The sequence below is a fragment of the Nonomuraea marmarensis genome, from assembly GCF_043197025.1.
Classification (GTDB): Bacteria; Actinomycetota; Actinomycetes; order Streptosporangiales; family Streptosporangiaceae; genus Nonomuraea; species Nonomuraea marmarensis.
The window spans coordinates 40,894-51,410 of the sequence record NZ_JBICRM010000049.1 but is presented as its reverse complement, the minus strand read 5'-3'; the positions used below and the strand labels follow the sequence as shown (position 1 = coordinate 51,410).

Genomic DNA, 10,517 nt, shown 5'->3' with positions numbered 1-10,517 from the left:
GGACACAAGGTCACCGTGGAACCGAACCAGAGCACCTGACTCATATCGCACCCCATAAGCCCGACCATGATCACCAGGTCGAGGTTCGCTGCCGCCTGCCCAGTGACCGACCGATCTTCGAGTCAGTACCGGTCGCCCGCATGCTCGCGTCCACCGTGATCGGCCCGTCGGCCGCGAGGCCGACCGTCTCCAGGCCGATGCCGTCCACGGCCAGCCTGCGGCCGGTGGCGACGAGGATCTCGTCCGCGTCGATCCGGGAGCCGTCGTCGGTATGGACGGTCACCGGGCCGCCCGGGATCGGCCGTTCGACACGAACAGCCGAGCGTCCGAGGCATACCTCCATGCCGGATGCGGCGAATGATTTGGCCACCAGTTCCCCGGCGATCGGCTCCGTCCGGGTGAGCAGGCGATCTCCGCGTACGAGCACGGCGGTCTCCTGCGCGCCGAGGGCATGCAAGGCCTGGGCCATCTCGCACGCGACGGGCCCGCCGCCGATCACGACGAGCCGCTTGGGCACCTGCTGAACACTGGTCGCCTCCTGGTTCGTCCAGGGGCGCGCCTCCCGCAACCCGGGTACGCCGGGGATGACGGGGGCGCTGCCGGTGGCCAGGACGACGGCGTGCCGGGCCCGCAGCGGCCGCGTTCCGCCGTCAGGCATCCGCACCTCGACACGCAACGGCCCGGCCAGGCCGCCGCGGCCCCGGATGAACGTCGCGGGGAGATCATGCAGCCAGCTCACGTAGCCGCTGTCGTCGAAGTGGGACACGAACTCGTCGCGGCGGGCCAGCACCGCGGCGGCGTCGATCGGGCCACGCAGTTCGAGACCCGGCATCCGGCCGACCTCGGCCGCGAGTTCCATCGGCCACAGCAGCGCCTTGCTCGGGATGCAGCCGTAGTAATTGCACTCGCCGCCCACCAGGCGCTCCTCGACGACGGCCACCGTCAAACCGCCCCGTACGACACGTGCGGCCGCCGTCTCCCCGACGGGCCCTGCACCGATGACGATCACATCGAAAACGTTATTCTCGTCCGCCACGAAGGCCTCCGATCTCATCGGCACTGACATCTGACTAGAAATAATTGGAGTAATAAGGCGCTAGATCGCCTTTGGAATATCGGGCACACGGAAGCGCGCAATGTGAACGAGAGGCGGTCAGCCGAGCAGGCGCCGCCTCCCGGTTACGTCGGCGTGGACTGGCCGAGAGCGACGATGAGGTGGCCCAGGTCGCGGCGATGGGACTCGGCCTTCCAAGCGGCCCAGGTACGCCGGACGAGAGGATGACCGACCAGCGGGGACCAGGTGATGCCGTCGGGGATGGGATGTGGCCAGTCGGGGGGCGCCAAGGCGAACGCATGGCCCGTACTGACGGCGGCGAATTTCACCGGGGCGATCAGTTCCTGCCCCTCCGGGGCGGGCGGTCCCAGGTCCAGGCCGTGGCTGCGCAGAATGGCGGTGAGTTCGTCGTACCAGGCAGGGCTGCCCGAGCGTGGAAATCCCACCCAGTCCAACCCCGCGAGCGCGTCCAGGTGGATGCCGCCGGGACCGACGATCTTCGCGGCGTGGTCGGTGGAGACCAGCACCCCGAGTCGTTCCTCGGCGACCTGGACGGCATCCAGGTCCGGGCCGACGGGATGCTCGCGCAGCAAGCCGACATCGAGCTCGTCAGCGCGCAGCGCGGCCACCTGCGCGGCCGTGGACAGGTGATAGGGCTGCACCCGGGTGTCCGGATAAGCCTCGGCCAGATCGGCGAGCGGCCGGGTGAGCAGGTCGAGCGGCAGCTCGAGCGGGATGCCGATCCGCAGGACGCCCCCGCCGGTCGCGGTGTGCCGAGCGACGGCCGCCAGCGCCTGATCGTGCCGCGCCAGAACGGCGCGGGCCTCGGTGAGGAGCGTAAGGCCGGCCTCGGTGATCTTCACACCGGTGGAACTGCGCATGAGCAACTCCACCCCCAGTTCCCGCTCCAGGGTGCTGATCGTCTGGGACAGCGCCGGCTGGCTCAGGTGCAGGCGACGCGCGGCCGCGGACAAACTGCCCTCTTCGGCGACCGCGACGAACGCCCGCATCTCCCGCAATTCCACATATCGATCGAATCACGCCTGGTAGCGCAGGTGCCACCAACCGGCCATAGGTATGGCTTATGCCGGTCTTCTGTAGATCGTCTACCCCGATCAAAGACCACCTTCATGGGAGGCATGCCTGATGACCCCCAACGCGAGTGGCGGCAGCAGCTCGAACACTCCCGGCAACGACCACGCCGACGCCCGCAGGTCGCCGATGGCACGGCCCGGCGGGCTCTGTATGTCAGACGGCCGTACGGCCGCCGTCTACGGGCAGCACCGCGCCCTGGACGTAACTCGCCGCGTCACTCGCCAAGTAGGCCATCGCCTGGGCGATCTCCTCCGGTGCGGCCGGGCGGCCGATCGGGGCCTGCGCCGCAAGGGCGTCGAGGTCGTCGCTCATGCCGGCGGTGCTCTCGGTACGGGTAGGGCCGGGTTCCACCGCATTGACCCGCACCCCGCGTGGCCCGAACTCGGCGGCCCATGCTTTGGTGAGCAGGTTCAGCGCCGCCTTGCTCGACCGTGTGGGGTCCGAGAATCCGCGTTCAGTTAGGCGACCTGGGAGTATTCGTTGATCAGTCCGCCGAGGATCTTGCGTCGGGTGAGTCGCGCACGGGCGAGGTCGGTCGCGGTGCAGCGGGGTTCGGGCGGGCGTTGCTGCAGAGCCCGATGCGGGCGGTGACAGTTATAGTGCTGGAGATACTCAGCCAGGACCGTCCGCAGGTGACGTTCACTTACGATCAGCATCCGGTCGGAGCATTCGCGGCGGACGGTGCCCACCCAACGCTCGGCATAATCCTGCCCCGGCCCGCGTGGGGCGCGACCGGCAGTGCCCCTGCCGCCAATTCCGTCAACTTCGCCACCCAAGCCGCCATCAACGCCGGCCTGGCCGGCCGGTTCGAGGTGAGCAAGCCGTTCGCGGCCATCGGCGACACCCGCAAGGTCTTCAAGGCCGACATGCGGGAGAACAACGACTGCCCGGCCATCGAGGTCAATGCCAGGACCCTGGAGGTGACGATCAACAATCGGCTTGTCGACAGGACGGAGTACGCCACCATCCTGCCGATGGCCCAGCGGTACTTCCTGTTCTGACCCTCCCACACCACACCGTCCCACACGGTCCCGCACCGCTTCGCGGGGCACACGACCCGCACGGGGAGATGAAAGGTAGACCGCGCACGATGAATCACGCCGCCCTGCTCGTCCTGGCCGACGGCCGTTTCCCCGCCGGAGGGCACGCCCATTCCGGCGGCGCCGAGGCGGCCGTCACCGCCGGGCGGGTGCGTGACGTGGCCGGCCTGCAAGAGTTCTGCCGCGGCCGGCTGCACACCAGCGGTCTGGTCGCGGCGGGCTTGGCCGCCGCGGCCGCCGCCGGCTACGCCCCGCTCCTGCTCGATGAGGCCGCCGACGCCCGCACCCCCGTCCCCGCCCTGCGCCACGTCGCGCGCAGGCTCGGCCGGCAACTGCTGCGAGCCGCCCGGGCCGGATGGCCCTCGGCCGACCTCGACGCCCTCGCGGTGCTCACCAGAGCGTCGTGCTCGGCCTGGCCGCCCGCGCCGCAGGCCTGGCTCCGCTGGACGCGGCGTACGCGGCGGCCTATGAGAGCGGCCCGGCCCGGCCACCGCCACCGTCCGCCTGCTGAGAGCCTCTTCGTGACGCCCCAAGGCGGCCAGGTGGGTGGCTTTCATCGCAACAGCCGCCGCACGGTCCGGTAGGTAGGCCGGGTAGAGCTGGGTCAGCAACGTGCGGCTTTGATCACCGTCAAGGCGTATGAGGTGTGCGGAGGGGGAAGGCCGGAGTGTGTCGATGGCCATGCCTGCCCCGAGCCACCGTCGGTCGATCCGGCCACGAGGTCGCAGACGCGGCGGCGTTCAGTGCGGAATCACCCAGCCCGGCGCCCAGGTCCCGGCGGCGTCGTGGCTGGTCGCTGTGGCGGCGAGGTGGGCGCGGAGGGTGGCCAGCCCTGGGTGGGGGTTGTCGCGGTGCCACAGGAGCGAGTGCGGGTAGACGGGCGTCGGGTCGGTCACCGGGATGCGGCGCAGGCCGTGGTCGGCGGGCCAGACCAGGCGGGTCTGCTCGCTCATGAAAGTGGCTAGGGCCGGGGTGTCGGCGATGGTGTCGAGGAGCGCGTCGGAGCCGAAGTTGGGGCCCGTCGCCTCGATGGTGAGGCCGAACTCGGCGACGAGATCGTCGTAGTAGGCGGCCCACTCGGTACCGGGGACGATGCCGGGCATCCAGATCCGGTGCCCGGCGAGCTGAGCGACGGTCACCGTCCGGGCGCCCGCCAGCGCGTGGGCGGGCCCGGTGAGGAGCTGGAGCGGCTCGTCGAGCACCCGGACGGACTCGATGTCCTCGGGAAGGGGACGGCCGGGCACGGCGACGGCGCGGAAGGACGCGTCGATCGCACCGGACCGGATGGCGGCGACGGCCGTCTCGACATCGAACAGCATCACCACGTCGAGCTCGATCTCGGGGTGCGCGCGGTGGAAGCCGCGCATCAGGCCCGAGGCCGCGCTGCGTGAGGCGATCACGTCGACGCGCAGCGGACGGCTGCCGGGGAGCACGGACGCGACCGCGCGCTCGGCGACGCGCAGCAGTTCGCGCGCGTGGGGCAGGAACGCCTGCCCGTCGATGGTGAGCCGGGCCCCGCGCGCAGTGCGGGTGAACAGCCGCACGGCGAGGTCCTTCTCCAGCCCGGCGATGCGCTTGGAGACGGCCTGCTGGGTGATCGACAGATCTGCGGCGGCGTGCTGGAACTGGCCGGTGTCTACGACGGCGACGAACGTGCGCACAGCATCGAGATCCACACCAACTGACCTTAGTGCACAACTCACAGTTGTGTACTTTCGGTCAGCCGGTTGTTTGACGAGCCTGCTAGCTGCGCGTTTTGATCTCTCGAATCAACGGGTGGTTGTTTCCAAGAGATGGCGGGGTGCGCGTTGGCAAGGTCGCTGGGGCGGCAGTTCAGGTGGTTCTGGGCCGCATATGCGGTCAGCACGTTCGGCACGCGGCTCGCGTTCGACGCGTTCGCCCTGATCGCGATTCTCGCTCTGGACGCAGGGCCTGCCGAGGTGTCGGTTCTGGCCGCCGCGGGGCTCGCGGTCGGGGCGGTGGTCGCGGTGCCGCTCGGGCCGTGGGTGGAGTTCCGGCGCAAACGGCCGGTGATGATCGCGATGGACCTGATCCGGTTCGCGGCGCTGATGAGCGTTCCCGCCGCCTACGTGCTCGGCTGGCTGAGCTTCGCTCAGCTCCTGGTTGTGGCGGTCGTTGTCGGCGCGGCCGACATCGCCTTCACCGCTGCAAGCGGAGCATGTCTGAAGGCGCTCGTCCGGTCCGAGGACCTGCTCGTTGCGAACGGGCGGTTCGAGGCCACGACCTGGACCGCCACCGCGCTCGGGCCGCCGCTCGGTACCGCCGCCATCGGGCTGGTGGGCCCGGTGACGAGCGTGGCGGCCAACGCGGTCAGCTTCCTCCTCTCGGCCGCGGGGATCCGCGCCATCGGCGGGCGGGAGCCACGTCCTGCGCGAACCGCCACACCGCCCCGGCCCGGAGCCGGCGACCTGCTGGAGGGATGGCGGTACATCCTCGCCAGCCCGGCGCTGCGCCCGTTGTTCTTCAACACTGTCCTGGTCAGCGGCCTGATCATGGCAGCCTCGCCGTTGCTCGCCGTCCTCATGCTCGTCGACCTCGGGTTCGCACCCTGGCAATACGGCCTCGCCTTCGGCGTCCCCTGCATCGGCGGCCTCATCGGCTCGCGACTGGCCCGCCCGCTCCTCGCACGGTTCGGACAGCACAAGGTCATGCTCACCGCCGGGACGCTGCGCGCGTGCTGGCCACTCGGATTGGCCTTCATCAGCCCCGGCCCCACCGGGCTCTTCCTCGTCATCGCCGTCGAACTCGGGCTGATCACCTGCATGGGCGTGTTCAACCCGGTATTCGCTACCTACCGGCTCGAACAGCTCCCGTCGGACCGGGTCGTCCGCACGCTGTCTGCCTGGTCGATCACCAGTAAAGCCACCATCGCGGCCATGACCGGCGTGTGGGGCCTGCTGGCCGGCCTCACCAGTCCCCGCACCGCGATCGCGATCGCCGGTCTCCTCCTCCTGGCGACGTCGCTCCTCCTGCCTCGACACGACCGCACGCCCCCACTCAAGAACGCCGACCAGGCGCCACCGGAAAGGCAAACACTCGCATGAGCACCGCCCCCGCGCTCGACCCCGCACACACCGCCCTGCTCGTCATGGACTATCAGCCCGCGATCCTCGCGCTGCTACCCGAAAGTGACAGTGAAGCCCTGCTGGGACGCATGGAAGAGGTAATCGCCGACGTTCGCGCCAGGGGCGGCACCGTCGCCTATGTCCGGGTCGGCTTCACCGAGGCCGACTGGGCTGCGATCCCGCCCACCAACAGGTCTTTCGCACCGATCGCCCAGCACCGTCTCATGCACCACGCAGACCTTGACACCGCTATCCACGAACGTCTCGCTCCCCAGGACGGAGACATCATCGTGCGTAAGATCCGTTACGGAGGCCTATCCACCACCGACCTCGATCAGCGGCTGCGCGAACACGGCATCACCACTCTGATCATCGCGGGCATCAGTACCAGCGGCGTCGTCCTGTCCACCGTCCTCGACGCGGCCGACCGCGACTACCAGCTCTACGTCCTGGCCGACGGCGTCGCCGACCCTGACCCCGAAGCGCACGACGTCCTGCTCCATCACGTCTTTCCTGCACGGGCCCACGTCCTCGAAACCGCCGAGTTGCACACCCTCCTGCGGGCTGACTGACGCCGGCCGTGCCCGCCCGGCGTGGCACGGCCCGCGACTCCCGAGGATGTCCCCAGCCCCAAAGAAGCGGGGCCGTGCGCGCTGACCTGCTGTGATTCAGCGCGCACGGCGACGGGCGAGCGGATCGTTTTCGGCGGTGATGCGGGCGGCGACATCGTCGCCAAGGCGGACGTACTGACCAAGGGCGGCCAGGTGGCGGTGGCGGTTCTTGGCCTGAAGTTCGGCGGCGGAGCGGCCGGCGGCGGCCAGGTGGGTGAGGGCAGAGTGGCGCAGCTGATGCAGCGTCCAGCCCCGACCATGCGGATCGTGCTCTCCCGTGGACGCTAGAGCATGGTGGGATGTCGGGTAGTCGTCACCGGCCAGGACGGCGCGCAACTTATCGGACTCCAGGCCGGCCTCGTCGCCCAGGCGCTGCAGGACCTGCGGGTCGGCCACGTTGAGCCCTTCGGTGTAGGCGTGCAGCAGCGACTCCATCCTCTCCTCGGCCTGGCCGCGGTCGGCGGCCAGTTTGCCCAGCCGGTGCGCGTCTAAGGTGCTCACCGGCCGGGCCAGATGCAGGTTCAGCTCCAAGCCTTCCGCGGCGCCCAGCGATCGGATCCGGGCGATCCGGGCAGGCGCCTGGATGCTGTAGAGGGTCAACCGCCCGGCCCCCGCGCCGTCGGCGTGGGCACATGCCAGAGTGGACCGCACGGCCACCACCCTTCTCTTCGAAGCATTCCCACGACGAAGATGAGGCTGGTGGCCGCCCCACGCTACGCGACATGCCGTACCGAAACAGTGACATCCGCTATGGGCGGATAGATCACCACGCGGTCATCAACGGCCTGGCCACGGCATACGTCCCGGATTTTGGATAAGAACAGCTCACGCTTCTCCAGCACCCAGGTTCAGGTCGCGTACACCATGCGCTCGGCGGGGGCCTCGGTCTCACCCGGGAACCTAACGCCGGTCTCGCTCACCGCGACCGATGTGGCTGCGCCAGCGGGTGGAATCGGTGATCGAAACGCTCAACGACCGGCTCGGTTATCGAACGTCCCGGGGCTCACTTCGCGCCGCGCAACCGCGGCTCACTGCTCAGGCGCCAGCACCGGGCTGTTGTGATAGGCGGCGATCAGCCACTGGCCGTCCCGCTTCTCGAAAACCCAGGTCGCGTTCACCTTACGCAGGTCGTCCGGAACCTCGGTCTCGCCGGCGAACAGGATGGCGGATTCGCTGACGACGATCGCGCCGTCCCTGCCGACGAAGCGGATGCTGAGCTGCTTGTTGTAGGTCGAGCTGCCCTTGAGCGGCCCCTCGAAGCCCAGGGCCATGTTCTGACGGATCACGTCACGGCTGTCGCGGAGCGAGCCGGTCATGATGGCGGTCGCGTCCGCGGTGTAGTTGGCGACCATGCCGTCGGCGTCGCCGGCCTCCCACGCCTTGTAGGAGTCAACCAGTACGGCCTGGATTGCAGCCGCGTCTTCCGCACGACTGTTCGACATCAGATTCTCCCTTGTGATCGGCTCGCCCGGAGTATTCCGGCGAACTCGCTAATACATACCGGCGGCGGGGTCGGAACTCATCGCGCCCGCGTCAAGAGATGTTGAGGCGTGCTCGGCGCACAGGGCGGGCGACGTGACGAGGCCCCGGTCATCGCCCGCGCAGCTGCAACGACACCATCGCCGCGACCATCAGCACGCTCAGCAAGGGGTTCGCGCACACCATGGTCGCACCACCGAGGCGTCGGCGACGTAGAGTCCCTCCGTCCCCTAGATGCCGCAGTACTGGTCCACCACGGCGGCCTCGTCGTCCGCGGCGCCCATCCGCGCCGTGCCGATCGGGTTGAAGGCGGTGTCTATGGCGGAGTCGATATAGGCCCGCATCCCCTCCTCGGAGGCCAGGGTCTGTTCGTTCACCATCACCACACGCGTGCCGTGCTCGAGGATCGCCGGGGTGGTCGCCAGCTCCCAGCAGCTGCGCACCGCCTCGGCCATCAGCGGGTAGTCCGGCTCGTCGGACAGGTATCCCAGGTCGATGCGGGGCGGTACGGACGGGTCCGCCGTCTGCAGGGTGACGCTCCCGCGCGCGAGTGCGCGCGCCGGGCCACCGCCATGACCCCGAACACGATGCTGCCGTCGGCATCCTTGCGCAGCTCCGGAAAGTGGTGCGCCAGGTCGAAGCGGTTGGCCATCGCGTAGTACATGTCGTTCTCCCGGCGATGGGCGCCCGAGGAGGTCGTGCGCAGCACGATCTGTCCGGTCGACGCGCCCTCGTTCTCCCAGCCGGCTTGGGGGCCAGGAACACGCCGATGCGCGGCTGGTTGGCCAGTCCCGCGCCGACCCCGGGCAGGTCCACGCGGACCTCGATGCCCAGCCGGCGCAGCTCGGCAGCCGGGCCGATCCGGCCGCCACAGGATGGCGGGGGTCCCGAGGGCCCCGGCGGCGAGGATCACCCGCTCGGCACGCAGCTCCTCGCCGTCCACGACGACGCCGACCGCCCGGCCGTCGCGGATCACTATCCGCTCCACGTGGCTGTCGGCGAAGACGTCGAGGCCAGCCCTGTCCCACGCCAGCCCGATCTCCCGTCCCCATCAGCCCGAACCAACACATAGTCCAAGCAACACGGCCACGTTCGACGAGCCGTCCCCACCCTCGCCCGGCTAGGCCTCGGCGATGGCAAGTCCCTGGTCGTCGAGCCTGGCCGCCAGGCCGAAAGTCGCGTAGACGTTGGAGTCCTGGAACACCGAGTTCCGGCTGATGCCCTCGTCGGTGACGGTGAAGATCTGGAGCGTGTGCAGGTCGTACCCGTCGCCGACGCGCTGATAGGCGGCGAATCCGGGCTGGCCGCCGTTGGCCGCGACCTCCTTGAGAAGCCAGTCCTTCCCGGCCGCACCGAAGACCCATTCCATGAACAGGCCGTAGTTGCTGCGGCCGGAGAACCAGTTGAGCATCGGCGGCATCTCCATGACCACGTCCTCGGTGAGCAGCCGCTTGAGGCCCTCGACGTCGGCGAGCTCGAACGCCTTCATGTAGCGTTCGACCCAGGCGCGCTGCTCGGCCGCGGACGGCTCGCTGACCCGTTCCTGCCGGACCCCGACCTCCTTCACGCGGGTACGCGCCCGCTGCAGGGAACTGTTCACCGACACGACGGTGGTGCCGAGGATTTCCGCCGTCTCGGACCCGGAGAAGCTGAGCACGTCACGCAGGATCAGCGCACCGCGCTGACGCGCCGACAGGTGCTGCAGGGCGGCGGCGAACGCCAAGCGCAGGCTGCTGCGGTCGATCACGGCCCCAGCCGGATCGCCCGCGTCCAGCAACGAGTCCGGCAAGGGCTGGAGCCAGGCGGCGTGCTCTCCCTGGACGAGCGGCCCGAGCGGATCCGACGCGGCCACCAGCCCCGACGGCAGCGGTCGGCGGCCGTGAACCTCCAGGGCGGTCAGGCAGGCGTTCGTCGCGATCCGGTAGAGCCAGGTGCGCAGTGAGCTGCGAGTATCGTCGTACTGCTCCCGCGCCCGCCACGCCCTCAGGTACGTGTCCTGGACCAAGTCCTCTGCGTCGTGAGCCGAGCCGAGCATCCGGTAGCAGTACGCCAGCAGCTCCGTCCGGAACGGTTCGATCCGACGATCGAAGCCTTCTTCCCCCGTCAACACGCCACGCCCCTTCTCCACTGCCGTCACAACCACCGTACCTGC

14 protein-coding genes are annotated in these 10,517 nt (G+C 69.5%); 4 read left to right on the top strand and 10 right to left on the bottom strand.

The features are described 5' to 3' along the window. Positions 1-70: 70 nt before the first annotated feature. From ACFLIM_RS45705 to ACFLIM_RS45690, 4 genes are all read right to left on the bottom strand, one after another. Entirely contained in the window at positions 71-1,009 is a 939-nt protein-coding gene (locus ACFLIM_RS45705) for an FAD-dependent oxidoreductase (RefSeq protein ID WP_393176302.1), read from the bottom strand. Between the two features lie 170 nt (positions 1,010-1,179). Next, positions 1,180-2,079, bottom strand: coding sequence for a LysR family transcriptional regulator (locus ACFLIM_RS45700; RefSeq protein ID WP_393176300.1), 900 nt, complete (start codon positions 2,077-2,079; stop codon positions 1,180-1,182). 223 nt (positions 2,080-2,302) lie between these two features. After that, positions 2,303-2,626 carry an SDR family oxidoreductase gene (locus tag ACFLIM_RS45695; protein ID WP_393176308.1) on the bottom strand — a complete coding sequence of 108 codons (324 nt, stop codon included), beginning with the start codon at positions 2,624-2,626 and terminating at the stop codon, positions 2,303-2,305. Then, positions 2,608-2,805 (bottom strand): integrase core domain-containing protein, encoded by a 198-nt coding sequence (locus ACFLIM_RS45690; protein WP_393176298.1) that lies wholly within the window; start codon positions 2,803-2,805, stop codon positions 2,608-2,610. Before ACFLIM_RS45690 ends, ACFLIM_RS45695 begins: the two co-directional genes overlap by 19 nt. Here ACFLIM_RS45690 and ACFLIM_RS45685 point away from each other — a divergent pair. Continuing rightward, positions 2,737-3,150 carry a hypothetical protein gene (locus ACFLIM_RS45685; RefSeq protein ID WP_393176310.1) on the top strand — a complete coding sequence of 138 codons (414 nt, stop codon included), beginning with the start codon at positions 2,737-2,739 and terminating at the stop codon, positions 3,148-3,150. The two genes, ACFLIM_RS45690 and ACFLIM_RS45685, sit on opposite strands and share 69 nt — an antisense overlap. Before the next feature lie 89 nt (positions 3,151-3,239). Beyond that, positions 3,240-3,773 (top strand): urease accessory protein UreF, encoded by a 534-nt coding sequence (locus ACFLIM_RS45680; RefSeq protein WP_393176296.1) that lies wholly within the window; start codon positions 3,240-3,242, stop codon positions 3,771-3,773. A 156-nt stretch (positions 3,774-3,929) separates the two neighbouring features. Here the strand turns inward: ACFLIM_RS45680 and ACFLIM_RS45675 are convergent, their stop codons facing one another. After that, positions 3,930-4,865 carry a LysR family transcriptional regulator gene (locus ACFLIM_RS45675; protein ID WP_393176294.1) on the bottom strand — a complete coding sequence of 312 codons (936 nt, stop codon included), beginning with the start codon at positions 4,863-4,865 and terminating at the stop codon, positions 3,930-3,932. Positions 4,866-4,997: 132 nt separating this feature from the next. Here ACFLIM_RS45675 and ACFLIM_RS45670 point away from each other — a divergent pair, with 132 nt between their 5' ends. Both ACFLIM_RS45670 and ACFLIM_RS45665 read left to right on the top strand, forming a co-directional pair. Further along, a complete protein-coding gene (locus ACFLIM_RS45670; RefSeq protein WP_393176292.1) occupies positions 4,998-6,254 on the top strand; it encodes an MFS transporter in 1,257 nt (418 codons plus the stop codon). Continuing rightward, positions 6,251-6,847, top strand: a complete 597-nt coding sequence (locus ACFLIM_RS45665) for a cysteine hydrolase family protein (RefSeq protein WP_393176290.1) — start codon at positions 6,251-6,253, stop codon at positions 6,845-6,847. Before ACFLIM_RS45670 ends, ACFLIM_RS45665 begins: the two co-directional genes overlap by 4 nt. A 96-nt stretch (positions 6,848-6,943) precedes the next feature. Here the strand turns inward: ACFLIM_RS45665 and ACFLIM_RS45660 are convergent, their stop codons facing one another. From ACFLIM_RS45660 to ACFLIM_RS45640, 5 genes are all read right to left on the bottom strand, one after another. Continuing rightward, entirely contained in the window at positions 6,944-7,537 is a 594-nt protein-coding gene (locus ACFLIM_RS45660) for a DsbA family protein (protein ID WP_393176288.1), read from the bottom strand. Positions 7,538-7,914: 377 nt separating this feature from the next. After that, the gene (locus ACFLIM_RS45655) at positions 7,915-8,328 is read right to left on the bottom strand and encodes an SgcJ/EcaC family oxidoreductase (protein WP_393176286.1); all 414 of its coding nucleotides are present in this window, start codon (positions 8,326-8,328) and stop codon (positions 7,915-7,917) included. A 267-nt stretch (positions 8,329-8,595) separates the two neighbouring features. Then, entirely contained in the window at positions 8,596-8,856 is a 261-nt protein-coding gene (locus ACFLIM_RS45650; RefSeq protein ID WP_393176306.1) for a GMC oxidoreductase, read from the bottom strand. Further along, positions 8,820-9,398, bottom strand: a complete 579-nt coding sequence (locus ACFLIM_RS45645; RefSeq protein WP_393176304.1) for a GMC family oxidoreductase N-terminal domain-containing protein — start codon at positions 9,396-9,398, stop codon at positions 8,820-8,822. Before ACFLIM_RS45645 ends, ACFLIM_RS45650 begins: the two co-directional genes overlap by 37 nt. 87 nt (positions 9,399-9,485) lie before the next feature. Then, positions 9,486-10,475, bottom strand: coding sequence for a sigma-70 family RNA polymerase sigma factor (locus tag ACFLIM_RS45640; RefSeq protein ID WP_393176284.1), 990 nt, complete (start codon positions 10,473-10,475; stop codon positions 9,486-9,488). Positions 10,476-10,517 lie beyond the last annotated feature (42 nt).